Genomic DNA, 22,711 nt, shown 5'->3' with positions numbered 1-22,711 from the left:
TCCTACAGACAAAAGCGTCTGGCAGGAAGATCGCCATGACTGCATTCGATTGTCCTGTTTTCTCCGACCAAGTGTCAACTTCGCACGGCGCGCCGCAAACCCGCAGGAAACTGCCAGGAAAGGCTTCGTTGAGGGGCGCTTCGCCGTGTCACCTTTGTCACCTTCGCCGCGCGCCGCTCAGCCCCGGTTCGCCGGGCGCAATTCGCTTGCCTTCGCACGCGATTTCGCCTAGTCGCGCGCCCGTTCCTTCACATCTCCCGATGGAAGAAACCCGCACGGTGGCATCCGGCCCCGCGTGGACGTCGGCCTCTTGCCCCGTACGCCTTTGCAATAGTGCGAAGGAGGCGGACCAAGACCCGGGAAAAACCCGTGGCCGGTAGCAAACATGAACTGAGGAAACTCACCACTATGGCAACTTCTGCCAATCCCAGCCGCGACGATTTCGCGGCAATGCTCGACGAACAGCTCGGCGGTGCCGAGGGCGGCTTCGAAGGCCGCGTCGTCAAGGGCACCGTCACTGCCATCGAAAACGGCATGGCGATCATCGATGTCGGCCTGAAGAGCGAAGGCCGCGTCAATCTCAAAGAATTCGAACGTGGCGAGGACGACCACAATCTCGAAGTGGGCAGCGAAGTCGAAGTCTTCGTTGACCGTGTCGAGAACGCCGATGGCGAGGCCATGCTCAGCCGCGACCGCGCTCGCCGCGAAGCCGCCTGGGACAAGCTGGAAAGCGAATATGGCGAAGGTAAGCGCGTCGAAGGCCGCATCTTCGGCCGCGTGAAGGGCGGCTTCACCGTCGATCTCGACGGCGCCGTTGCCTTCCTGCCCGGCAGCCAGGTGGACATCCGCCCCGTGCGCGATGTCGCCCCGCTGATGGACGTGCCGCAGCCCTTCCAGATCCTCAAGATGGACCGTCGCCGCGGCAATATTGTCGTTTCGCGCCGTGCCGTGCTGGAAGAAACCCGCGCCGAACAGCGCAGCGAGCTGATCGACAAGCTGGCCGAGGGCCAGATCACCGATGGCGTGGTGAAGAACATCACCGATTACGGTGCCTTCGTGGACCTGGGCGGTATCGACGGCCTGCTGCATGTCACCGACATGAGCTACAAGCGCGTCAACCACCCCAGCGAAGTGATCGAGATCGGCCAGACCGTGACCGTGCAGATCATCCGCATCAATGCCGAAACGCAGCGCATTTCGCTGGGCATGAAGCAGCTGGAAAGCGATCCGTGGGAAGGCGTCGGCGCCAAGTATCCCGTGGGTGCGAAGGTCTCCGGCCAGGTGACCAACATCACCGAATACGGCGCTTTCGTGGAGCTGGAGCCGGGCATCGAAGGCCTGGTCCACGTTTCCGAAATGAGCTGGACCAAGAAGAACGTCCACCCGGGCAAGATCGTCTCGACTTCGCAGGAAGTCGAAGTGATGGTGCTGGAAGTGGACAGCGAGAAGCGTCGCATCAGCCTCGGCCTCAAGCAGGCCCAGCGCAATCCGTGGGAAGAGTTCGCCGAGAAGCATCCGGTGGGCTCCACCGTGCAGGGCGAAGTCAAGAACGCCACCGAGTTCGGCCTGTTCATCGGCCTGCCGGGCGATGTGGACGGCATGGTCCACATGTCCGACATCGCTTGGGGCATTTCGGGTGAAGACGCCCTCGCCCTGCACCGCAAGGGTGAGGAAGTCGAAGCCGTCGTTCTCGATGTCGACACCGACAAGGAGCGCATCAGCCTCGGCATGAAGCAGCTTGAAAAGGGTGCGCCCGCAGAAGGCGGCCCTGCCGGCTCGCTGCGCCGCGGCGAAGTCGTCACCGTTACCGTGCTCGAAGTCCGCGATGGCGGCCTCGAAGTGCAGGTGGGCGATGATGGCGCGACCGGCTTCATCAAGCGCTCGGACCTGGGCCGCGACCGCGACGAACAGCGTCCCGATCGCTTCCAGACCGGCCAGAAGGTGGATGCAATGGTCACCGGTTTCGACCGTTCCAAGAAGCCCAACTTCTCGATCAAGGCCTATCAGATCGCCGAAGAGAAGCAGGCTGTGGAACAGTACGGTTCGGCCGATTCCGGCGCATCGCTGGGCGACATTCTCGGCGCAGCCCTCAAGGGCGAAGACGAGAAGAAGTGACGGTAACAGGTTGGCGCGCTGCGTAGCGGCGCGCCTACCGCACCGTCATCCTCGCGAAAGCGGGGATCTCATGCCGATCCTACGACGATCCCAGCTTACGCTGGGATGACGTGATAGCGAAAGGCCCGTTTGCCATCCCGGCAGGCGGGCCTTTCCTACATTCGCGCCTCGTGTAAAATGGCGGCCATGAAAGCACACTGCCAATGCGGATCGCTGACTGCGGACATAAGCGGCGAAGGCACCGGCGTGCTGTGCCATTGCAAGGCCTGCCAGCGTCGCACCGGATCGCCCTTCGGCATGATGATCTACTACACGGTCGACCAGGTAAGCGTATCCGGCGAGGCGGCCGAATACACTCGCATCGCCGATAGCGGCGACGAGTTGACACACGGGTTCTGCCCGACCTGCGGCACGCCGCTATGGCTCACCACGGCGAAGCACCCGGGCGGAATAGGAATCGCTGTCGGTGCGCATGAAGGGCACGACAGCGCGCCGCCCGCACGCTCTGTGTTCGAGGACTGTCGGCACCCGTGGGTCGACATGTCGGCTGCCGAAAGTCACTTTGCGCGCGGAAGGGATGGACGATGACGCTTTCGGTCCACCAATTTCCCTGCCTCTCCGACAATTACGGTTTCCTGCTGCATGATACCGATAGCGGCGAGGTCGCCTGCATCGACACGCCCGATGCGGACGAAATCCTGAAACAGGCCGAAGAGCGCGGCCTCACAATCACGCAGATCTGGAACACGCACTGGCATCCCGATCACGCGGGCGGAAATCTTAAGATCAAGAACGCGACCGGCTGCACTATCGTCGCCCCGCAGGAGGTGGAGCGTATCGCGCCCATCGACCGCGTCGTGAGCCATGACGATGTCGTGAAACTAGGCGAGCACCGCGCGCGGATCATCGATGTAGGCGGGCACACGAAGGGCCACATCGCCTATCACCTGTCCGAAAAGGCGCTCGCTTTCGTGGGCGATAGCGTGTTTGCGCTCGGCTGCGGGCGGATGTTCGAAGGCACGCCCGAGCAGTTCTGGACGAGCCTTCAACGCATCAAGGCGCTACCGCCCGAAACCGTGCTGCTCTGCGCGCATGAATACACTGAAGCGAATGCGAAATTCGCGCTCCATGCCGATCCGGACAATGCAGCCTTGCGCGAATATGCGGACTGGGTGACGGATATGCGTGGGCGCGGCGAGCCGACCGTTCCCACCACGCTGGAGCGGGAGTTGGATGCCAATCCGTTTCTCCGCGCCGATACGCCCGAAATGCAGGCACGGTGGGGCGGCGAAGCCCCGCATGAGACATTCGCCGCCCTGCGTGCCGCAAAGGATGCGTTCTAGTCGTTCAGGACGAAGGTAATTTTCAGCGTGCAGCGCCATTCGGTAATGGCGTTGTCGTTCACCGTGCACTTGATGTCGCTTACCCAGACGCCGGTAATGCCGCTCAGCGTTTTCGAAGCGCGCGTCACGCCCTGCTTCACGGCATCCTCGATACCCACGGTGGAGGAGGAAATGACTTCGGTAACCTTGGCAATGGACATGACGGTTCTCCCTTGATGTGCGTCATGCAACCAAGGGTTGGAAGCCGCCGATGTTCCAAAAGAGCCGGGCGAACGCGCCGGGCTGTGAGGCTAGCCCAGCAGGACGAAGCCGACGAAAGCTACCGCGCCGGCCAGGCTGCTCACCACGGTCATCCGGCGCAGCGCCTTGACCTGCATGCCCATGATGACACCGGACACGACCAGCATGAACAGCACCACGGCCAGCAGCGTGGCGTACACCTTGAACCACACGCTGCCCTTCGCCTTGTGCAGTTGCACCAGCCAACGGTGCACGCTCGCTTCCTTCACCGCGACTTCCGCCGTAGCCGGCTCCGCACCCGCGCTGACGGAGGCCTCGCTGCGCGCGCCGACCCAGCTAAGCGACTGCTCCGCGCCCTCCCCGCTCACGCTGATCGCGCCGCTGGGTTCGGGCAGGTCTTCCACCGCAAGTGCGCTCAAGGCCGCATCGCGCAAGCCCGCTTCGTCCAGCTCGGCAAAGGCGCGATCGAGCGCCACCGTCTGGCTGCTTTCATACCACGCGCCCTTATTGCCCCACGTATACAGCGCACCGGTGACGAGAAACATCAGCACGGCAGGGAACATGAAGGCAGCTGCAACCAGATGCAGCTTGGTGAGAAAAGCGCGGTTCATGAGAAGTAACGATCCTTGAGAGCGAGGCCGCTCGGCGCGGCCTTATTGCAATTGGGTCGCAATATCAGCTTGCAGCGAAAAGCCAACAAAAAAGCGCGCCGCAATTGCTCGCGGCGCGCCTTGCTTTCGCTCGCAAGCGGCGATCAGATATTGGCGATCACTTCGTCGGCCAGAGCCTTGTCGGCGGCGGCATCGTGATTGGCGGCGATCAGTTGCGCGGCAGCTGCGGTGCTGGCGTCGGCAGCGCGCGCCTTGAGGTCGGCAATGGCCTGGCGCTCGGCGGCGGCGATCTTGTCCTGCGCCATGCGTTCGCGGCGCGCGATCATGGCGGCAGTGTCTTCCTCGGCCTTGGCGACGATGCCATCGGCCTCACGGCGCGCATTTTCCAGCATCGCTTCGGCGTCTTTCTCGGCACCGGCGATCTTGGCGGCATATTCCTCGCGCAGCGCCTCGGCCTCGGCGCGAAGCTGCTTGGCTTCGTCCAGATTGGCCTTGATGGCTGCGATCTTGCCATCCAGCCCGCCGGCGATGGTCTTGTGAACTTTCATCATGCCGAAAGCGATCAGCAGCAGGGCGACCATGGCAATGGACACCCACTGATAAGGCTCCAGCCCCAGCAGCGAGGGTTCGATATGCTCGCCAGCCTGGCCGGGCTCTACCTCGACAACCGCATCGGCAGCGTCGGTGGCAAAGACTTCGGGCAGGTCGGAGGTTTCGGGATTAGCCATTGGCCATTGCCTTCTTCACGGCGGAACGGGCCGCCGTCTTGTTGACTGTCACATGCGCGAGGCGGGCAGCGATTTCCTGCGCGGCTTCGGCAGCAACGGTCTCGATTTCCTTGGCGGCTTCGGCACGGGCCGTGGCGATGCCGGTCTCGGCCTCGTCAAGCTGCGCGTCGATGCGGGTCTGCACTTCGGCGAGCTTCGCTTCGGTGCGGGCCTGCGACTTGGCCTTGGCCTCGCTTACCAGCGCCTGCGCCGCTTCGCGATTGGCGTTCTCACGCTTGCGCCACGCCTCTTCCGCTTCGTCGGCGGCGTCGCGCGCGCCCTGCGCTGCGGCAAGGTCATCCGCGATCTGCTTGTCGCGCATGCCCACCGTATCCATTACCTTGGGCACCATGCCGCGACCGATCACGAAATAGACAAAGCCGAACGTGACCAGCAGCCAGAACATCTGGCTGGACCACGTTTCCATAATCTGGGCTATCTGGGGCATGGGCGGATTCCGGGTGTAATTCGCGTCAGGGTGTTTCGTGCCGGACGGACATTACGGGCCGCCCGGCGCGAACATGTCGTGTTAGGCGACGAAGATCAGGATCATCGCGACGACGAAGGCCAGCAGGCCGAGAAGCTCGGCTGCGGCGAAGCCGATGAACAGGCGGCCCTGCTGGCCGTCTGCGGCACCCGGATTGCGCAGCGCGCTTTCGAGGAAGGAGCCAAATACGTTACCCACACCGATGGCGGCCATGCCGGCACCGATTGCAGCGAGGCCGGCACCAACCAGCTTTGCAGCTTCTGCGTCCATTATAAATTCCTTTCAAAAAGTATCGTTGAGCGTTGGATTGAAAACTTAGTGCAGGTGCTCTGCGTCGTTGATGTAAAGCGACGAAAGCAGCGCAAAAACGTAGGCCTGGATGCCGGCCACGAGGATCTCCAGTGCGGAGATGCCGATCATCAGGATGAAGCTGGGAACGCCGACCAAAAGGCCGAAACCGGCGCCCGCATTCCAGCCGTCGATGACGAAGCTGGAGAGCACTTTCAACAGCACGTGGCCGGCCATCATGGCGACAAACAGGCGCAGTGCGAGGCTGAAGGGGCGCACGAGGAAACTGATCAGTTCGATCGGGAAGATCACCGGGATCATCGCCACCGGCGTGCCATGCGGCACGAACAGGGTGAAGAACTTCAGCCCGTGCTTGAAGAAGCCGACTATCAGTACGATCGAGAAGCTAATGATCGCCAGCACGCCTGTAACGGTGAAGTGGCTGGTGAATGTGAACGGGTGCACGCCGACAATGCCCAGCGGCAACAGGCCGAGCAGGTTGGCGATGAGGATGAACATGAAGAGGCTGAAGATGTAGGGCACATACTTGCGCCCTTCCTTGCCGACATTGGCTTCCAGCATGTCGTCGATGAAGCCGGTGAAGGTCTCCACCGTCATCTGCCAGCGCCCCGGCACCAGCTCGCGCTTCATGCCGCCCAGCATGAACAGGAACAGCACGACCGCGGTGATCACCATCCACATGGCGGAATTGGTGAAGGCGATGTTGTAACCGGCCAGTTCCATGCTCTCGCCGAACATCGGTTCGACGGTGAACTGGTACATCGGATCGACACTTGCCGTCTGTTGGGGCGCTGCGCCTGCCACGTCGGTGATACCCTCTAATGCACGAACCGGCTGCCCTACTCGGGCGGCCGGCTGGAATTGCGTATGATGTTCCTGAAGGCGACCACGATACCAAGACCGAGGCCGATCAACAGAGCCCAGGGATTGGTGTCGGTAAAGTACCCGATGGTCCAGCCGACGACCGCTCCGCCAAGAAGCCCACCAAGCAGGTCTGCCAGCGCGCGGCTGCCGGCTTTGTAGCTGGCATCGGCACCTTTGACCTTCGGTTCGTTGCGCTGATCCTCCCGCTCGCGTGCAGCCTTAAGCCGCTCTTCGAGCGCGTCGATCCGCGCATCTTCACCGATGGGCTCCCGTGCGGGCTTCTCGTCGCTCATGCCTGCTCCTCAAGATTAGGGAAATGGCACGGGCAAAGAGGTGCCCGCCAAGGGCGCCGCCCCCTTAGAAGGGGGGCTGTGGCGAGTCAACCGCGGGCGAAGCGATTTCGGGCGGTTTCGGCGGAAAGTATGACATCGCCTCCGGGCGTGAAATCAGCCGTCGGCAGGCGCGTCCTCTTCCGCCTCGACATCGGGGGTCACGTCCACCTCTTCCGCGGGCGCGGCATTGGGCTCCCAGCTTTCGCGATTGCAGGCGGCTTCGACATCGCCAATCCCGCTGGCGCGCGCCTGCAGGCAGCGACCGGCAGCCTGCGAATAGATGCGGCCATCGACAGGTTCGGTCGGCAATGCGCAGCCATTGCCATCGAGGATCAGCAGCATGTTGGAAAGCTGGGCCTCGTAATGCAGCAAGGCAAACTGCGCGAGCGCGGCAGGGTCGAGGTTCTCGTCAGGCAGCTGCCCCTGCGAGCGCATCTGGTTCATAAGCACGGCCTCGCCCAGCTCGGAACTGTGCCGCTTTTGCAGTTCGGTAATGCTGTCATTGATGCTGTCGCAGATGGCCGCGCTCTCTTCGGTCAGCGGCTGGTCGGTATCCTGACAGGCGGCAAGGCCAAGGCCAGCTAGGCCGAGAAGGGGAATGGCGAGAATGGAAGTGCGCATGGAAAGCCTCGGTTTGGTGCAAAGAATTTGCACGCGGGGCTAGGCGGGATGCGCAGAAGGTTCAAGCCCGCTTACGGACAGCGTGGATCGCGTTGCGGCGCGCCGGCACCGCGGCGTTGCCAGCTGCCATCGGGCGCCTGGTACATTTCGCCCTGAGTGGTGCGGCTGATGGCGAGACAGCCAGCGGTGAACGCATATTCTTCAAGCGTCGCATTCTCGGCCTGCGCGCGCTGGGCGTAGACTGCGCGGCGGCGGATATTGATATCGTCCACCAAGGCTTGAAGCGTCGGGTTGGACGCGCCGACAATGCCGAGATAGCCGTCCATCTTCTCGCCCACCTGCCCGCTTTCGCGTGCCGCCTGGTAGGCCGGATCGCGCTGGGCCTGCGCGGGCGTGGCGAGCAAGGCCAGCGCCATCGCACCGGTCGCCGCTTTCCAGACAGAATTGCGCATCGTCATATCGCTTTCTCCACATGCCGCATCAGAAGATGTCGGCATTCTCGTCAATCGTGTTCTCGGCATCGTCGGCCAAGCGGTAGATCACTTCCTGCGTGATGTTGATGTTGAGCTCGATAACGATGGGTTCATCTGGTGCTTCCAGATTGATGCACCCGCCCGTCGCGGCCAGCCCCGCTATCAGCATCACCGATGCAAAAATGCGCCTTGCCCCATTCATGCGGGAAGTATGCGCACGGCTCGCACCACACGTCAATTTGGCACGGATCATGGCAAGTCGTCGCTTTCGTCATCCTGAATATCGGGTTCAGCGCCCGGCTCTGCATCGAGCCGCTGCTGCAATTCGCGTTCCGCTTCGGCAGCGGCGGCGGCATCCATGACGTCGACCGTTTCCTGATCGACCGCTTCGCGCAAACGCACGCCATCGTCAGACAATAGGCCGAGGCTGCGCGGATCGCGCACGGCGCTGGGATCGTAGAGCGCGCGGATCGAGGTGATCAGCTTGTGGAACGGCGCGCGGATATTGATGCGCATATCGATTGGCAGGTCGGCAATGGCGCGGGTAATAATGTTTCGCTCTGCCGTATCGCCTTGGCCGATCCCGTTGAACCGCACCTGCGTTACCAACTCGCCGGTCAGCGGACCGTTCATACTCACTTCCATCCGGTCGTAGCGCAGATCACGCAAGGCGGCGAAAGCGTAATTGGCGAAGAAGGACATGTCCTCATAGGTCAGCTCGCCGATATAGGAAATGTGACCGCCCGGCGGGCGCGACATGAGCAGGCCATTTTCCAGCCGTCCATTGCCGTCGGCATCGAAGATGACAGGGATCGTGCCATCGAAGATCCCCGAAGCGGCGAGGTTGCCCAGTTCTATCCTTTCGACGAAGCGGCTGGCTTCCAGCCCTTCGATGACGAAGACGTAGCTGCGCTCTTCCGCCTCACCGAACCGCATGGTGATAGGTCGCATGGTAAGCGTACCGCCCATGAAGGGCCAGCTGGCGCGCTGCAATTGCAGAACTTCACCTTCGACAAGCTGGAAGGAGACTTCGCCCTCGTAGACCTCGATGCCGGGATTGACTGCGGCGATGCGGATGCGCTGGTCCGGCGCGGTGGTGAGGCCGAGCAGGTCGGTGAACTCGACAGTGCCGCTGGCGCCCTGCAGCGGCCCGAAAGCGGCGGCGAGATTGAGCGATTCGCTGGAGAAGCGCCCGGTCGATGTCACACCGCCCTCGTTCCAATTTATGCGTCCGTTGCCGGTGATGGTTCCTTCGACATTCGCGACGACGCCCAACGCCAGCCGCGTGAGGTCGTCGGGCTGCAGCGCCTCGCCAAAGGTCACGCCGTCGATGTCGAGATCGGCGAAGCCGGCGCCGGTATCGAGATCGTGGCGGATGTCGATGCGGCTGAGCGGTATTCCGGTGCCAGGATTACGCAGGAGAGCGTTGGCGTTGATCACGTTATCGGCGAGCACGAGAGAGGCGCCGCGCGCGATGATGGGTTCGAAACGGTCGGGGCCCTCCCGGTCCTGCACGGTCAGTTCCGCGTCGTCGATACGCAATACGCCATCAGCGAATGCCCAACCGCCATCCGCATCCCCGATGTCGAGCGGGACTGCTGCCAGCTTGATATCGCCGCCGGTGAAGGCACCCGACGGGTCGCCGCCATCCAGCGTCATGGTGAGCGCCGCGAAGCTGAAGCGCTGTTCGCTTTCGTCGCCACCGAGGATGGCATCGACATTCTGCGCCGTAGCGGTGCCGGGATAGGCAAGCCGGACCGGTCCGGAGGCAATACGCAGCGGCGTCTCCGACAGGCGGCCTGCCAAGTCCAAACTATCGGTGGTGGCGGCGAATCGAAGTCCGGCGTCCGTCTGCCTGAAGATCGGCTGCGCCCCTTCTGGACACAGGCGGATGGCATCGCGCTCCAGCGTCAGGTTCGCTACAACGAGCCCGGCGAATTGGACTTGCGTACATTCGCGCCAGAAAGCCAGGTCGCCATTCGGTGCGACAGAGCCATTAAGTGGCACGGCCAGCGACCGTACCATCCCGCCCGGGATCGGACCGCTGGCGATGGCGCTACCGTCTACCGTGAGACCGCCAGCAGCGGTTTGCCGCACTATGAGATCGGGAATTGTGAGCCGCGATGCCCCGGCGCTGTATTCGCGCATCGCCAAACGCATCTCGACAGCGCCGCTTGCGCCCTGCTCCATTCGCCCACGAATAAATGGCAGACCCTCGCCGCCCGTCAGAATATTGCCTGCGAACCGCGGAAGGCCGCCATCGCCGAATGTCGCCTGTCCGCGCGAAACCGACAGGATGCTCCCGCCCGATTGTCCGCGCAGGTTCGCGCGGGGTATGGCGAGGCTGGCGCGCCCGTCCTGCAAGCGCAGGTTGAAACTGCCATCGATCCGGCTGTCCCGCAGCGCGCGGGCGAGATTGAGACCGAGCCTGTTGACGAGCGGTTCGACGAGAGTACCCTGCCCGGCTTCGGCAAGCGAGGCGATCGCACCATCGAGCTGCGGTCCCATCCGCAGGTCCTCGCCCGCGAGATCGCCTTCGATTTCGATCTGCGCGAAACTGCCGGTGGCTCGCACCCGGCCTTCCACCGCGAGGCTGGCGAAATCGGCGTAAGGCGTTTTGGCATCCCCGGCCACGAGATCATAGTCCAGCGTCAGGTCATCATCTCGCCAGGCAAAGCGGCCTTCGCCCTGCAGCGCGGCCTGTATTTCCGATATGGCGACACTCTCGGCAGCGAGATCGTAACTTCCCGAGAGATTGCCGAGATTGCGCTCTGCCTGCAACACCAGCTCGACACCGGCACCGGCCACCTCCACTCCGCCATCTTCGCAAAGCAGACGCGCGAAGCGCAGCGGCCCTGCGAATTGCGGACGCTCCGCGTCGATGGCGACCGTGCCGTAGAGCGAAGCCTCGCGCACACTACATCCGCTTGCATCCACCTCCGGCGCGACAGCGGCCAGTTCTCCTGAAAAGCCGCCGCGCAAGTGCCCGGCGCCTTCCAGCTTCACGCCGACCCGGCCATAGTCGGTCACCATCAAGGCGCGGCCGTCGTCGATGACCACGGACAGGTCGGGAATTTCGAACGGCTCCTCCCCGTCTGTGAAAAGCAGCGGGTCCAGCGCACCGAAGCTCGCCTGCCCGTCGCGATAACTGCCGTAGAGGCGCGGACGTGTCAGGCGCAATTCGCGCAGTTCCGGCATGCCGAAGCGCGGATTGGTCAGCACTTCCATCCGCTCTATCGTAAGGTCCGGCAAGGCCGGATCGCCGATGACGATATCGGTCAGAACCTGCCTGCCCGTCGCAATGCTTTCCACGGTATAAGTCGCTTCTATCCCGCGCTTCGCCAACTCGTCCGCGATGACATCGTCGACGATTCGTTCGCGCTGGAGCCATGCGATGGCCAGTGCCAGCAGAAGTGCGATGCACAATATGCCAGCCGACTTGCCCGCAATGCGGCGCTTGCGCCCAGCGGGACGCGCCTCTTCGGCCTGATCGGCATCCTGCGCCATTGCGCTGCAACACTTGCGCGCATGGCAGGCTAAAGGCAATGCTGGTCGTATTCGGGCGGGGGACGCATGGCATCTGACGAGCGACAGACGGAATTGCTGAGTGCGCTAGCGCCAGCTGACAGCGATGCCGCGCCGCGCGCGAAGTCGACCACGGCAGGCCACCGCGCGCGCCTGCGCCAGCGCCTGCTGGAAGGCGGGGCGGAGGCTCTGGCCGATTACGAGGTGCTGGAATATCTGCTGTTCGGCGCGCTCGCCAGAGGCGACACAAAACCGCAGGCCAAGGCGCTGCTGGCGCGGTTCGGGACGCTGGCAGGCGTGCTGAATGCCGATCCCTCCGCGCTCAAACAGGTGAAGGGCGTGAGCGAAGCCAGTGTCGGCCAGATCAAGATCGCCGCGCTGGTCGCCCGTCGCATGGCGCGCAGCGAGGTGCAGGACAAGCCCGTGCTGGGCAGTTGGCAGGCGCTACTGGATTATCTCGCCATCGATATGGCGCACCTCACCGTGGAGCGCGTGCGCGTCCTTTATCTCAATGCCAAGAACCGCTTACTGCTGGATCACCATGTGGGCGATGGGACGGTGGACGAAGCCGCGATCCATCCGCGCGAGGTCATCAAGCGCGGGCTGGATCTTGGCGCATCGGCGCTGATCCTGGTGCACAACCACCCCAGCGGCAATCCGCAGCCGAGCCAGGCGGACATCCAGATCACCAAGCGCATTGCCGAAGCGGGGCGTCCGCTCGGTATCATGGTGCATGACCATGTCATCGTCGGCAGCGAGGGCCATGCCTCGCTGCGCGCCAAGGGACTGATCTAGGCCCTTTCGGGCCGCTCAGCTCGTCGGAGCCAAACCCCAATGACCATATTGCCGGTCGATGGTCGGGGCGATCCGGCGCGCCTGCTCGAGGTCTTGCGCCCCGGACCTGTCGCCTTGCTCCAGCTTGATGAGGCCGCGCAGATACATGCTGGCGGCAATACCGGGTTCCTTGCGAAGCGCGGCGTCCAGATCGGCCATGGCCGCATCCACATTGCCCGCGCGGTAATGCATGAGCGCGCGGCTATCGAGCACGCTGGCGGAGTAGTTGAGCGCGCTCACCGCCTCGTCGCAAACCTCGCCTGCCGCATCGAGGTTGGTTTCCCAAGTGCCCGCAAGCCAGCATTGCGCGTTGAGCAATTGCCCGTCGCCGGGACGATCCATCAGCGCCTCCGACAAGCGCGCCCAAGCCTCTTCCTGCCGCCCGGCATGGCCCGAAATGTCGGCCCACAAGGTCACGACATTGTTGGCATCCTGACCGGACAGGCCAAGCGAATCGAGCAGGTCCAGCGCATCGTCGGCGCGGTCCATTTCCACCAGCATCTGCGCCAGCGCCGATGCGCTTTCCAAATTGCCCTGCTGGTCATGCGCGATCTCTGCCGCCGCCAGTGCATCGTGGTACCGGCCCAGCTGGGTCAGCACATTGGCCCTGAGAAGGTGCGTCTGCGGATTGTCCTCGATCTCCAGCGATCGGTCGAAGAAATCGAGGGCACGCTCGTGATCGCGGGCATACATCCACAGCACGCCGGCCATCAGCGGATAGCCGGCATTGTCGCGGTCGATGGTCAGCATGGTGTCGATCGGCTGCTCGAACGAAGCCATGCGCCGCGCCAGCTCGGCATCGTCCAGCTCCCAACTGCGGACGGGATCGGTGATGACAATCTGGGGATCGCCGCTGGCCAATTGCCGCATCTGCGCGCGACCTTCGGCAATGTCCCCGGCGGCAATTTCGGTCGGGATATAGCTATAGCCGTCTTCCATATGCACGCGGCGCCCCTCCACCGTGATGCTGCGATTGAAGCGCGTGCCAGCGGTCACGCCGTCCAAGTCATGCGTGCCGTTGACGGCAATGCTTTCCCCCTCGGGAAGCAGGTACGTGCTTTCATACGCAATCGTCAGCGGCCCGCCCACGGCATAGGGAATGTCGCGCCATGCGCGCCGCGCGCGGTCGGGGGCGAATTCCCAATTGGTGGTAGCGGTCGCCAGCGCATGGGTCGCCGTGTCGCGGTCCAGGGCGAAGCGGTCCAGCTGCAGGCCGCGCGCGCGTAGAGTGCCCACGCCCGTCGCCTCGTCATAATGGTATTCCGCATCCACCAGAATGCCATCGACGATGTTGGTGAGGTAGGTGTGGGCGTTGCCGATGATGGCCTGCGGGTTGGTTTCCGCCGCCTGTGCTCGGAACTGCGCAGCATAGACGCCGCGCGTCTCCACCTCGATATCGTAAAGGCTTGGCAAGTCGACACCGCCGCTCATGTCGTAGGTCACGCGCACGATCTGGTCTGGCGCGATGGGCCAGCGCTGTTCGACGCGGGCGAGGTCCGCCCCGCCTTCGACCAGCGGCAGGGCGTAGATGTAGTCGGGCACTTCGTACATCGTATCGACACGCGTGCCCGCGCTGGTGCCGTCCATGTAATAGGTGGTGCCGTCGATCTCGGCGCGCACGATCATGTGGTTGAATGCGCCGGGCAGCGGCTGGAAAACGGCGGCGGCATCGGAATTGTTGGTATCGACCAGAACCGCGACCGCTTCGATATCCAGCTCGCGCAGCATGGCGAGCAGCAGCATGCTCTTCGCCTTGCAGTCGCCATAGCGCAGTTCCCACGTCTCCTCGGGCATTTGCGGCAGGTAATTGCCGCCATCGAGGCCGTTCATCAGATAGTTGATCTCGTCCTGCACCACTTGCAGTGCCAGCGCGGCCTGCTGCGTCTTGTCATCCGTCGCCGCCGCAATACGGGCGATTTCCGCTGCAACGGGCCCGTTGGGATCGATGGTACCCTCGGTGGCGAAATGCGGTGCCATCAGGCGGCTCACATCTTCCCAGCTGGCAAAAGTACCCGCCTGCAACGTCGGGCCGACTGCGTAGCGCCCGGGCGCATCGGTCGGCATTTCCTCCGGCTCGGCAATGGGAAGCGCGATTTCGACCATGTCGTATCCGCCGCGCGTAACCTCCTGATGCTCGCCCGCCTGACCAACGGCGCGCCAGTGGATGTCGGCGTCTTCCGGCCAGCTGAAAACCACGCGGCCAAAGCCCAGTTGGGCCGGCTCGGGCGTCAGCTGCGCCTGTGCCTGCATCGCGTTCTGCAGCGCCTGGTCCGAAAGCGTCGTGCTGAAGGAATAGCGCAGGATATCGCCGACCTGCAGACCGGGGACCGGCAGTGCCGCGGTCAGCGCGCCATCGAGCGATTGCGCTTCCAGCCGCCGTTCGCGGCGCAGGATTTCCGGCTGCGCACCGCCAGCGATGACGTCCACAACCTCACCATCGCGGATGATGTGCACGCGGTGGATGATAAGGTCGCCCTTGTCCGGCAGCCAGCCGAATTGCAGCGTGCCGAAACGCTGCAGCGTCTGGGAAGAGCGCATTTCGTAGGCAATATCGGTGTATTGCGAGACCACCCCGTCTTCCAGGCGGTAATGCCGGTCGAAAATCACCACTTCGTGCCCGGCGGCAATGGCGGCATCGGTATCGACCGGCTCCACCCATTCCGGCGCATCGGCGTAAAGCGGTTCTTCCCCTGCAATAGCCGGCGCACTCCAGGCGATGGCGATAAGCGGCAGGACAGCGATGGACTTGTGCATGAAATACCCCCTTGGCGCAGCCGACATCGACCGCGCGTATTGTGGTCTATTTGAACATGGAGTGTTAATGAAAGCAACGGTGTGCTGAGCACATCTTGCCAATAGCTGCGCTGGCCTATAGCCGCGCAGCCAAACCCGCTTCCTGCACGACAATAACGAATCCGGAGTTTCCCGATGGTCCCCCGCTACGCCCGCCCCGCCATGACCGCGATCTGGGAGCCGGAATCGAAATACGAAATCTGGTTTCTGATCGAAGCGCATGCGACGCAAAAGCTCGCCGATCTGGGCGTGGTGCCGGAAAGCGGAGCGAAAGCGCTGTGGGACTGGTGGGACACCAATCCCGAGATCGACGTTGCCGCCATCGACGAGAAAGAGCGCGTGCTGAAGCACGATGTGATCGCCTTCCTCGATTGGGTCGCGGATGAAGTCGGCCCCGAAGCGCGCTTCATGCACCAGGGAATGACGAGCAGCGACGTGCTCGACACGACGCTGGCCGTGCAGCTGACCCGCGCCACCGACATCCTGCTTGAGGATATGGACGCGCTGCTGGACGCTTTGAAACGCCGCGCCGAAGAGCACAAATACACCGCCACCATCGGCCGCAGCCACGGCATCCATGCAGAGCCGACCACCTTCGGCCTCAAGCTGGCGCAAGCCTATGCCGAGTTCGACCGCTGCCGCGATCGCCTGCGCGCGGCACGCAGCGAAATCGCCACCTGCGCCATCTCCGGCGCGGTGGGCACCTTTGCCAATATCGATCCCTCGGTGGAGGAATATGTCGCCGAGAAGCTGGGCCTGACTGCCGAACCTGTCAGCACACAGGTTATCCCGCGCGACCGGCATGCCATGTATTTTAGCGTGCTGGCCGTCATTGCCTCTTCGATGGAGCGATTGGCGGTGGAAATCCGCCATCTGCAACGGACCGAGGTTCTGGAAGCGGAGGAGTATTTCTCGCCCGGCCAGAAAGGTTCGAGCGCCATGCCGCACAAGCGCAATCCGATCCTCACCGAAAACCTCACCGGCCAGGCGCGCATGATCCGCGCCTACGCCCTGCCCGCGCTGGAGAACGTGGCGCTGTGGCACGAGCGGGACATTTCGCACAGCTCGGTCGAGCGTTTTATCGGTCCCGACGCCACCATCACGCTGGATTTTGCGCTGGCCCGCCTGACCGGCGTGGTCGACAAGCTGCTGGTTTACCCCGAGAGGATGCAGAAGAACCTCGACAAGATGGGCGGCCTTGTCCACTCGCAGCGTGTGCTGCTGGCGCTGACGCAGGCGGGCATTACGCGCGACAATGCCTATCGGCTGGTGCAGCGCAACGCCATGAAAGTGTGGGAATCGGACGGCCAGCTTTCGCTGCTGGAGCTGCTGAAGGCCGACGATGAAGTGCGCGTCGCGATGAGCGAGGAAGAGCTCGAAGAGAAGTTCAACCTCGATTATCACTTCAAGCATGTCGACACGATCTTCGACCGCGTATTCGCGGGCTAAGGCCGCGCGCTACCAACACGCTCTTGTCTAAATGCCGCCCTTGCGCCTAGCATTGCGGCAAACAGGGTTCGGGAAGGAATACATCGATGCAGATTGTGCGTACCATCATCTGGGTCCTGCTGCTGGTAGCCCTGCTGCTGTTTTCCATCCTCAATTGGGAGGAGATCACGGTCACCATCTGGCCGGGCGCCGAGCCTTCGCCCGACCTCGTGGTCGATACGAAAATCCCCGTTCTTGTCATCATCTCGTTCCTGATCGGCTTCCTGCCGATGTGGCTGTATCACCGCGGCAGCAAGTGGCGCCTCAATCGCAAGATCGCCAGCCTCGAAAACGCGGCGCGCACTGCGGCTGCAACACCGGTGGCCGCGTCCACGGAAGCCGAGCCCGAAGACACCGTGCAGGCAGAGCCGGACCTGCGCAGCGATCCGGCGACGCCGCTTCGCCCGCGAGAGCCGGTGTCCGAACCGGCGGAAGCCGAAACGGTGCATGCTGACGACATGCAGGAAAACAGCATTGGAATAGAGGATGACGGTCAGGCCGCAAACACCTCTCCTGTCGATCCGGACGACACAGTCGCCCCGGCCAAAGATCGCGGCAACCTGACGTGAGCAATCCCGTCTATCTCGCGCTGGATGTGCCGCAACTCGATGCGGCGAAAGCGCTGGCGGAAAAAGTGCGCGGTCATATCGGCGGGGTGAAGCTGGGGCTGGAATTCTTCTGTGCCCATGGTGCGCACGGCGTGCACGAGATCGCCCATCTGGGCCTACCAATCTTTCTAGACCTGAAACTGCATGACATTCCCAATACCGTCGCGGGCGCGATGCATTCGTTGCATGTGCTGGAGCCCGCCATCATGACGGTCCATGCCAGCGGCGGACGCGCGATGATGGAGGATGCCAAGGCGGCGGCTGGCGAGAATACCAAGGTCGTCGCCGTCACCATGCTGACCAGCCTGGACGAACGCGACATGCAGCGCACCGGCATCGAGGGCACGCCGCACGATCATGTCATGCGCCTCGCCGAACTGGCCGAAGCGAGCGGGCTGGACGGCATCGTATGCTCCGGCAAGGAAGTGAAATCGGTGCACGACCAATGGAAGAACGGCTTCTTCGTCGTCCCCGGCCTGCGCCCCGGCGGAAAGGCAACGGGCGACCAGAAACGCGTCGTCACCCCGCGCCAGGCGCGCGACGATGGCGCATCCGTGCTGGTGATCGGCCGCCCGATCAGCAAGGCCGACGATCCGCTGCAAGCCGCGCGCGATATCGAGGCGACGCTGTAGCGCATGACTTTCACCGGCTGGCTCATCGTCTTCGCCATCATGGCTGCCGCAATCCTCGCGGCATGGCTTACGGCGCGCATACGCAACGTGACGGTCCGCCGTCTGCTTTATGTAGTCGGCCCGCTGCTGCCGCTGCTGGTCTATGCGATCATCGGGCTGGCTTGGGCCTGCCTGCCTCTCGAAGAGGGCGAGCGTTGCTATGGCTATGGCATGGGCTGGACGATCCTCTCGCCGTTCTGGGCGAGCTGGCTGGTCGCCTTCCTGATCGGCCTCGGTTACGCCCGCAGCAATCGCAGTGTAAACGCTGGCGATTGAACGATCCGGCGCAGCGATTTGTTAAGCCGCATCGCCCCACTTTCCCCAAGCTGTCGAATCACCTAACGGAAGCGCCATGCCAGAACAGCTTATCAAGATTTGCGGCCTCACCACGTCCGATACGGTCGATGCCGCCGTCGATGCAGGTGCCACACATGTCGGCCTGGTGCATTTCGAGAAGAGCCCGCGCCACCTCTCCATCGCCGACGCAGCAAAGCTGCGCATGCGCGTGCCGGACTCGGTCAAGGTGGTGCTGCTGACGGTCAATATGGAACCCCAGCCGACCGCCGAAGCCTTGCAGGAAGTGCAGCCCGACGTGCTGCAACTGCACGGCAAGGAAACGCCCGAATGGCTGGCGCTCATCAAGTCGAAGGCACCGATCGAGGTCTGGAAAGCTGTCGGCATCAAGGATCGCACCGCGCTGGAGAATGCCGCGCGCTTCAAGGATAGCGCGCACCGGCTGCTTTACGATGCGGCGGCTGGCGCGCTGCCGGGTGGCAATGGGCTCGCCCTCGACTGGCGGCTGCTGGTCGGCCACCGGCATGCCCTGCCATGGGGACTGGCGGGCGGGCTCGGCCCGTCGAACGTCGCCAATGCCATACGCTATACCGGCGCGCCGCTAGTGGATGCATCCTCCGGCCTTGAAAGCGAGCCGGGCAAGAAGGACATCGGCAAGATCAGGGCATTCTGCGAAGCGGCGCTTGCCGCGCGGGCAGAGGCTGCCTGACAGGCGCGCTATCGGCCACGGTATTTGGACTTGCTGGACAGGCGCGCAGCCCTGTGACAAGCGACGGGGCGATGACACAGACCACCCCCATTTCCTTCCGCAACCCGCCCCCCTCGAAAGCGAATAGCTTTCGGCAAATGCCGGATTCTCGCGGCCATTTCGGCCAGTTCGGCGGGCGCTACGTAGCGGAAACGCTGATGCCGCTGATCCTCGATCTGGAGCGGGAATACAAGGCCGCCAAGGTGGACCCTGCCTTCAAGGCTGAGTTCGACGATTTGCTGGCGCATTATGTCGGTCGCCCCAGCCCGCTCTATTTCGCGCCGCGCTTGACGGAAGAACTGGGCGGCGCGCAGATCTGGTTCAAGCGGGACGAGCTGAACCATACCGGCGCGCACAAGATCAACAATTGCATCGGGCAGATCCTGCTGGCGATCCGCATGGGCAAGACGCGCATTATCGCGGAAACGGGCGCGGGCCAGCATGGCGTTGCCACCGCCACCGTTTGTGCGCGCTTCGGCCTGCCCTGCACCGTTTTCATGGGCGCCGAGGATGTGCGCCGCCAATCGCCCAATGTCTTCCGGATGAAGCTGCTGGGCGCGGAAGTGCGTCCCGTTACCAGCGGTCGCGGCACGCTGAAGGATGCCATGAACGAGGCGCTGCGCGACTGGGTCGCCAATGTGCATGACACGTTCTACATCATCGGCACGGCGGCCGGCCCGCATCCCTATCCAGAGCTTGTCCGCGATTTCCAGAGCGTGATCGGCACCGAGGCACGCGCGCAGATGCTGGAGCGGACCGGCAAGCTGCCCGACCTCGCGGTCGCCTGCATCGGCGGAGGCTCGAACGCCATCGGACTGTTCCATCCCTTTCTCGACGACCCCGAGGTGAAGCTGCTGGGTGTCGAGGCGGCGGGCAAGGGCCTCGATGGAGACGAACACGCAGCAAGCCTCGCCGGCGGCTTCCCCGGTGTGCTCCATGGCAACAAAACCTATCTGCTCCAGGACGAGGACGGCCAGATTACCGAAGGCCACTCGATCAGCGCGGGGCTGGATTATCCGGGCATCGGGCCGGAACATGCATGGCTGAAAGAGACGGGGCGCGTGGAATACACCTCTTCGACCGATGACGAGGCTCTGGAAGCCTTCCAGCTGCTCTGCCGCACCGAAGGCATCATCCCCGCGCTTGAGCCCAGCCACGCCATTGCGGCGGTAGCAAAACGCGCTCAGCAGATGGGTAAGGATGAGACGATCCTGATGAACCTCTGCGGCCGCGGCGACAAAGACATCTTCACCGTCGCCGAAGCGCTGGGAGTGGCAATTTGATTTGCGTTACAAAGCACGACGTCACCCCGGACTTGATCCGGGGTCCAGCTTCTTCCGGCGCCGCGCGAAAGGCAGCTGGACCCCGGCTCGGAGGCCGGGGTGACGCTGGTGCGCGCGTTTCGTTGGGAAGAGGCGCGTGACTAATTGAACGAAGCTTACCGCCAAAAGCTGCTGCATTGGTTCATGAGCATGCTACTGTGCATGTCGCTTCCTACCTTCCTGGCGAATTGGGAGTGGTTTTACGATCTTCCAAAATCATACCTCGATTACGGCGAATACGACCTAGAATGGTCGATCTGGGGTATTGGCGAAGCGGTCATTTATTTCGCATTCTACTTCATTATTGTAGCGCCGTGGCATTTGTTCGATTTTTTACAACGTGAAAATCCTGATTCTTTATGGAAGGAGCGTCTTGCTGAATATAGGACGTTTTGCTCGGTCGTGCTCGCCACAATGATGCTCTCGGCCGTCGAGGGCACCAGTATATTTAATCACAACAGCTGCGACGAACTACCGGAAGCGATGTTTACAACCTGCTATATCACAATGCCGAAATGGCTAGAGTGGTCATCGTTGGCGGCAATTTTCCTTGCACTTCTTTTAGTCGTAGCCAAAGCGGGCATCTCGATCTCGACATGGTTCTCCGAACGCAAATGACCCGCCTCTCCACCACCTTTGCCGCCACTCACCCCGCTCTCGTCGCGTTCATCACCGCTGGCGATGGCGACACGGCGGCGAATCTCGATGCGCTGGTTGCAGGCGGAGCGAATGTGATCGAGCTGGGGATGCCGTTCACCGATCCCATGGCGGATGGTCCGGCGATCCAGGCGGCGAATATTCGCTCGCTCGGCAAGGGCACGACCACCGCTGACGTCCTCGCCATCGCTACCGCATTTCGCGAGCGTCATCCGGACGTGCCGCTGGTGGTGATGGGCTATACCAACCCGATGATCCGGCGTGGGCCGGAATGGTTCGCCGATGCGCTGAAGAAGGCCGGCGTCGATGGCGTAATCTGCGTCGACCTCGCGCCCGAAGAGGACGACGATCTCGGCCCCGCCCTTCGCGCGAGAGGCATCGCGCCCATCCGTCTCGCCACGCCCACGACGGACGATGCGCGCCTGCCTACAGTGCTCGATAAGTCGGCGGGCTTCCTCTATTATGTCAGCGTCGCGGGCATAACCGGCAAGCAGTCTGCTGCAATCGAATCCATCGCCGAGAACGTCGCGCGCATCAAATCGCATAGCGACTTGCCCGTCGCTGTCGGCTTCGGCGTCCGCACGCCGGAACAGGCTGCCGAGATCGCCCGCGTGGCCGATGGCGTCGTCGTCGGCAGCGCACTGGTGGAGCTGGTGGGCGAACATGGGGACGATGCACCGCAGCACCTGCGCGCGCTGACCGAAAAGCTTGCCAAGGCCGTACATTCTGCCCGATAGGCGCAGCCCATGAACTGGTTTACGAAAGTCCGCGAGCGCCTGCCATTCGTCGCCAAGCGCGAGACGCCCGACAATCTCTGGGTGAAATGCCCGCGATGTCAGGAAATGGTTTTCCGCACCGAGTACGAGGAAAATCTTAGCGTGTGCCCGCAATGCGACCATCATGGCCGCATCGGCGCCGATACCCGGCTCGACCAGATCCTCGACAACGGCGATGTCGAAATGTTGCCCGCGCCCAAGGTCACCGAGGATCCGCTGCGTTTCAAGGATAGCAAGCGCTATGTCGACCGGCTGAAAGCGGCGCGCGCGGCCAATCCGCATAATGATGCCTTCACCGCCGCTGTCGGCACGATCAAGGGCCACCGCGCGGTGGTCGGCGTGCAGGATTTCACCTTCATGGGCGGCAGCATGGGCATGGCGGTGGGCGATGCTTTCTGCGCCGCGGCCCAGCGCGCGCTGGACGAGAAATGCGCCTTCATCTGCGTGACCGCTGCTGGCGGTGCGCGCATGCAGGAAGGCATTCTCAGCCTGATGCAGATGCCGCGCGCCACGGTGATGACGCGCCGCCTGCGAGAGGCGGGCCTGCCGTACATCGTCATTCTGGCGGACCCGACCACGGGCGGCGTTACCGCCAGCTACGCCATGCTGGGCGATGTGCATATTGCAGAGCCGGGCGCGCTGATTGGGTTTGCCGGACAGCGCGTGATCCAGGAAACGATCCGCGAGCAGCTGCCTGAAGGCTTCCAGCGCGCCGAATATCTGCACAAGCACGGCATGGTGGACATGGTGGTGCACCGAAAGGATCTGCGCGCGACGTTGGCGCAGCTGCTGGAATTCCTCGCGCCTGCAAAGGCTGCCTGAGTAGAACCCGG

The 22,711-nt window shown here is 63.1% G+C and carries 25 protein-coding genes; 13 read left to right on the top strand and 12 right to left on the bottom strand.

Annotated elements, in window-relative coordinates:
- Positions 1–408: 408 nt before the first annotated feature.
- The 3 genes from rpsA to gloB all read left to right on the top strand — a co-directional run bounded on the left by rpsA (position 409) and on the right by gloB (position 3,458).
- Positions 409–2,115, top strand: coding sequence for a 30S ribosomal protein S1 (rpsA, locus tag BMF35_RS08210; protein WP_047005527.1), 1,707 nt, complete (start codon positions 409–411; stop codon positions 2,113–2,115).
- A gap of 186 nt (positions 2,116–2,301) precedes the next feature.
- Positions 2,302–2,703 carry a GFA family protein gene (locus BMF35_RS08205; RefSeq protein WP_047006442.1) on the top strand — a complete coding sequence of 134 codons (402 nt, stop codon included), beginning with the start codon at positions 2,302–2,304 and terminating at the stop codon, positions 2,701–2,703.
- Positions 2,700–3,458 carry a hydroxyacylglutathione hydrolase gene (gloB, locus tag BMF35_RS08200; RefSeq protein WP_047005526.1) on the top strand — a complete coding sequence of 253 codons (759 nt, stop codon included), beginning with the start codon at positions 2,700–2,702 and terminating at the stop codon, positions 3,456–3,458. Before BMF35_RS08205 ends, gloB begins: the two co-directional genes overlap by 4 nt.
- Here the strand turns inward: gloB and BMF35_RS08195 are convergent.
- The 11 genes from BMF35_RS08195 to BMF35_RS08145 all read right to left on the bottom strand — a co-directional run bounded on the left by BMF35_RS08195 (position 3,455) and on the right by BMF35_RS08145 (position 11,669).
- Positions 3,455–3,658, bottom strand: a complete 204-nt coding sequence (locus BMF35_RS08195; protein WP_047005525.1) for a dodecin family protein — start codon at positions 3,656–3,658, stop codon at positions 3,455–3,457. The genes gloB and BMF35_RS08195 overlap by 4 nt on opposite strands.
- A gap of 90 nt (positions 3,659–3,748) precedes the next feature.
- Positions 3,749–4,309 (bottom strand): PepSY domain-containing protein, encoded by a 561-nt coding sequence (locus tag BMF35_RS08190; protein WP_047005524.1) that lies wholly within the window; start codon positions 4,307–4,309, stop codon positions 3,749–3,751.
- Positions 4,310–4,452: 143 nt separating this feature from the next.
- Entirely contained in the window at positions 4,453–5,037 is a 585-nt protein-coding gene (locus BMF35_RS08185; RefSeq protein WP_047005523.1) for a F0F1 ATP synthase subunit B family protein, read from the bottom strand.
- Positions 5,030–5,524 (bottom strand): F0F1 ATP synthase subunit B family protein, encoded by a 495-nt coding sequence (locus tag BMF35_RS08180; RefSeq protein ID WP_047005522.1) that lies wholly within the window; start codon positions 5,522–5,524, stop codon positions 5,030–5,032. Before BMF35_RS08180 ends, BMF35_RS08185 begins: the two co-directional genes overlap by 8 nt.
- 81 nt (positions 5,525–5,605) lie before the next feature.
- Entirely contained in the window at positions 5,606–5,833 is a 228-nt protein-coding gene (locus BMF35_RS08175; protein WP_011414432.1) for a F0F1 ATP synthase subunit C, read from the bottom strand.
- Positions 5,834–5,878: 45 nt separating this feature from the next.
- Positions 5,879–6,676, bottom strand: coding sequence for a F0F1 ATP synthase subunit A (locus BMF35_RS08170; protein WP_257786328.1), 798 nt, complete (start codon positions 6,674–6,676; stop codon positions 5,879–5,881).
- Positions 6,677–6,711: 35 nt separating this feature from the next.
- On the bottom strand, positions 6,712–7,029 hold the full coding sequence (locus BMF35_RS08165; RefSeq protein ID WP_047005520.1) for an AtpZ/AtpI family protein: 318 nt from the start codon (positions 7,027–7,029) through the stop codon (positions 6,712–6,714).
- A 153-nt stretch (positions 7,030–7,182) separates the two neighbouring features.
- Positions 7,183–7,689, bottom strand: a complete 507-nt coding sequence (locus tag BMF35_RS08160; RefSeq protein ID WP_047005519.1) for a hypothetical protein — start codon at positions 7,687–7,689, stop codon at positions 7,183–7,185.
- Between the two features lie 71 nt (positions 7,690–7,760).
- Entirely contained in the window at positions 7,761–8,141 is a 381-nt protein-coding gene (locus BMF35_RS08155; RefSeq protein ID WP_418202106.1) for a YdbL family probable chaperone protein, read from the bottom strand.
- Between the two features lie 28 nt (positions 8,142–8,169).
- The gene (locus BMF35_RS08150; protein WP_047005517.1) at positions 8,170–8,364 is read right to left on the bottom strand and encodes a YnbE family lipoprotein; all 195 of its coding nucleotides are present in this window, start codon (positions 8,362–8,364) and stop codon (positions 8,170–8,172) included.
- A 47-nt stretch (positions 8,365–8,411) separates the two neighbouring features.
- A complete protein-coding gene (locus BMF35_RS08145; RefSeq protein WP_047005516.1) occupies positions 8,412–11,669 on the bottom strand; it encodes an intermembrane phospholipid transport protein YdbH family protein in 3,258 nt (1,085 codons plus the stop codon).
- A 66-nt stretch (positions 11,670–11,735) separates the two neighbouring features.
- Here BMF35_RS08145 and radC point away from each other — a divergent pair, with 66 nt between their 5' ends.
- On the top strand, positions 11,736–12,482 hold the full coding sequence (radC, locus tag BMF35_RS08140; RefSeq protein WP_047005515.1) for a RadC family protein: 747 nt from the start codon (positions 11,736–11,738) through the stop codon (positions 12,480–12,482).
- 15 nt (positions 12,483–12,497) lie between these two features.
- Here radC and BMF35_RS08135 read toward each other — a convergent pair whose 3' ends face one another.
- Positions 12,498–15,275 (bottom strand): DUF3857 domain-containing protein, encoded by a 2,778-nt coding sequence (locus BMF35_RS08135; RefSeq protein ID WP_047005514.1) that lies wholly within the window; start codon positions 15,273–15,275, stop codon positions 12,498–12,500.
- Positions 15,276–15,449: 174 nt separating this feature from the next.
- Between BMF35_RS08135 and purB the strand changes: the two genes are divergently transcribed.
- From purB to accD, 9 genes are all read left to right on the top strand, one after another.
- On the top strand, positions 15,450–16,763 hold the full coding sequence (gene purB, locus BMF35_RS08130; RefSeq protein WP_047005513.1) for an adenylosuccinate lyase: 1,314 nt from the start codon (positions 15,450–15,452) through the stop codon (positions 16,761–16,763).
- Positions 16,764–16,849: 86 nt separating this feature from the next.
- The gene (locus BMF35_RS08125; RefSeq protein ID WP_052765867.1) at positions 16,850–17,371 is read left to right on the top strand and encodes a LapA family protein; all 522 of its coding nucleotides are present in this window, start codon (positions 16,850–16,852) and stop codon (positions 17,369–17,371) included.
- Positions 17,368–18,042: an orotidine-5'-phosphate decarboxylase gene (gene pyrF, locus BMF35_RS08120; RefSeq protein ID WP_047005512.1), complete on the top strand. Its 675-nt coding sequence runs from the start codon at positions 17,368–17,370 to the stop codon at positions 18,040–18,042. The genes BMF35_RS08125 and pyrF overlap by 4 nt, the downstream gene beginning before the upstream one ends.
- Positions 18,043–18,045: 3 nt before the next feature.
- A complete protein-coding gene (locus BMF35_RS08115) occupies positions 18,046–18,357 on the top strand; it encodes a hypothetical protein (protein WP_047005511.1) in 312 nt (103 codons plus the stop codon).
- A gap of 76 nt (positions 18,358–18,433) precedes the next feature.
- Positions 18,434–19,084, top strand: coding sequence for a phosphoribosylanthranilate isomerase (locus BMF35_RS08110; RefSeq protein WP_047005510.1), 651 nt, complete (start codon positions 18,434–18,436; stop codon positions 19,082–19,084).
- Between the two features lie 137 nt (positions 19,085–19,221).
- Positions 19,222–20,406, top strand: coding sequence for a tryptophan synthase subunit beta (gene trpB, locus BMF35_RS08105; protein WP_236781501.1), 1,185 nt, complete (start codon positions 19,222–19,224; stop codon positions 20,404–20,406).
- A 144-nt stretch (positions 20,407–20,550) separates the two neighbouring features.
- Positions 20,551–21,063 (top strand): hypothetical protein, encoded by a 513-nt coding sequence (locus tag BMF35_RS08100; RefSeq protein ID WP_047005508.1) that lies wholly within the window; start codon positions 20,551–20,553, stop codon positions 21,061–21,063.
- Positions 21,060–21,839: a tryptophan synthase subunit alpha gene (trpA, locus tag BMF35_RS08095; RefSeq protein WP_047005507.1), complete on the top strand. Its 780-nt coding sequence runs from the start codon at positions 21,060–21,062 to the stop codon at positions 21,837–21,839. The genes BMF35_RS08100 and trpA overlap by 4 nt, the downstream gene beginning before the upstream one ends.
- Positions 21,840–21,848: 9 nt before the next feature.
- The gene (gene accD / locus BMF35_RS08090) at positions 21,849–22,700 is read left to right on the top strand and encodes an acetyl-CoA carboxylase, carboxyltransferase subunit beta (protein ID WP_047005506.1); all 852 of its coding nucleotides are present in this window, start codon (positions 21,849–21,851) and stop codon (positions 22,698–22,700) included.
- Positions 22,701–22,711 lie beyond the last annotated feature (11 nt).

It is taken from the genome of Aurantiacibacter gangjinensis (assembly GCF_001886695.1).
Classification (GTDB): domain Bacteria; phylum Pseudomonadota; class Alphaproteobacteria; order Sphingomonadales; family Sphingomonadaceae; genus Alteraurantiacibacter; species Alteraurantiacibacter gangjinensis.
This window is presented reverse-complemented; position numbering and strand designations above follow the sequence as displayed.

What these genes read in the sequence shown, in the direction of transcription:
- rpsA (WP_047005527.1), top strand. Translation starts at nt 409, where the DNA reads ATGGCAACTTCTGCCAATCCCAGCCGCGACGATTTCGCGGCAATGCTC.
- BMF35_RS08205 (WP_047006442.1), top strand. Translation starts at nt 2,302, where the DNA reads ATGAAAGCACACTGCCAATGCGGATCGCTGACTGCGGACATAAGCGGC.
- gloB (WP_047005526.1), top strand. Translation starts at nt 2,700, where the DNA reads ATGACGCTTTCGGTCCACCAATTTCCCTGCCTCTCCGACAATTACGGT.
- BMF35_RS08195 (WP_047005525.1), bottom strand. Translation starts at nt 3,658, where the DNA reads ATGTCCATTGCCAAGGTTACCGAAGTCATTTCCTCCTCCACCGTGGGT.
- BMF35_RS08190 (WP_047005524.1), bottom strand. Translation starts at nt 4,309, where the DNA reads ATGAACCGCGCTTTTCTCACCAAGCTGCATCTGGTTGCAGCTGCCTTC.
- BMF35_RS08185 (WP_047005523.1), bottom strand. Translation starts at nt 5,037, where the DNA reads ATGGCTAATCCCGAAACCTCCGACCTGCCCGAAGTCTTTGCCACCGAC.
- BMF35_RS08180 (WP_047005522.1), bottom strand. Translation starts at nt 5,524, where the DNA reads ATGCCCCAGATAGCCCAGATTATGGAAACGTGGTCCAGCCAGATGTTC.
- BMF35_RS08175 (WP_011414432.1), bottom strand. Translation starts at nt 5,833, where the DNA reads ATGGACGCAGAAGCTGCAAAGCTGGTTGGTGCCGGCCTCGCTGCAATC.
- BMF35_RS08165 (WP_047005520.1), bottom strand. Translation starts at nt 7,029, where the DNA reads ATGAGCGACGAGAAGCCCGCACGGGAGCCCATCGGTGAAGATGCGCGG.
- BMF35_RS08160 (WP_047005519.1), bottom strand. Translation starts at nt 7,689, where the DNA reads ATGCGCACTTCCATTCTCGCCATTCCCCTTCTCGGCCTAGCTGGCCTT.
- BMF35_RS08155 (WP_418202106.1), bottom strand. Translation starts at nt 8,141, where the DNA reads ATGCGCAATTCTGTCTGGAAAGCGGCGACCGGTGCGATGGCGCTGGCC.
- BMF35_RS08150 (WP_047005517.1), bottom strand. Translation starts at nt 8,364, where the DNA reads ATGAATGGGGCAAGGCGCATTTTTGCATCGGTGATGCTGATAGCGGGG.
- BMF35_RS08145 (WP_047005516.1), bottom strand. Translation starts at nt 11,669, where the DNA reads ATGGCGCAGGATGCCGATCAGGCCGAAGAGGCGCGTCCCGCTGGGCGC.
- radC (WP_047005515.1), top strand. Translation starts at nt 11,736, where the DNA reads ATGGCATCTGACGAGCGACAGACGGAATTGCTGAGTGCGCTAGCGCCA.
- BMF35_RS08135 (WP_047005514.1), bottom strand. Translation starts at nt 15,275, where the DNA reads ATGCACAAGTCCATCGCTGTCCTGCCGCTTATCGCCATCGCCTGGAGT.
- purB (WP_047005513.1), top strand. Translation starts at nt 15,450, where the DNA reads ATGGTCCCCCGCTACGCCCGCCCCGCCATGACCGCGATCTGGGAGCCG.
- BMF35_RS08125 (WP_052765867.1), top strand. Translation starts at nt 16,850, where the DNA reads ATGCAGATTGTGCGTACCATCATCTGGGTCCTGCTGCTGGTAGCCCTG.
- BMF35_RS08115 (WP_047005511.1), top strand. Translation starts at nt 18,046, where the DNA reads ATGACTTTCACCGGCTGGCTCATCGTCTTCGCCATCATGGCTGCCGCA.
- BMF35_RS08110 (WP_047005510.1), top strand. Translation starts at nt 18,434, where the DNA reads ATGCCAGAACAGCTTATCAAGATTTGCGGCCTCACCACGTCCGATACG.
- trpB (WP_236781501.1), top strand. Translation starts at nt 19,222, where the DNA reads ATGCCGGATTCTCGCGGCCATTTCGGCCAGTTCGGCGGGCGCTACGTA.
- trpA (WP_047005507.1), top strand. Translation starts at nt 21,060, where the DNA reads ATGACCCGCCTCTCCACCACCTTTGCCGCCACTCACCCCGCTCTCGTC.
- accD (WP_047005506.1), top strand. Translation starts at nt 21,849, where the DNA reads ATGAACTGGTTTACGAAAGTCCGCGAGCGCCTGCCATTCGTCGCCAAG.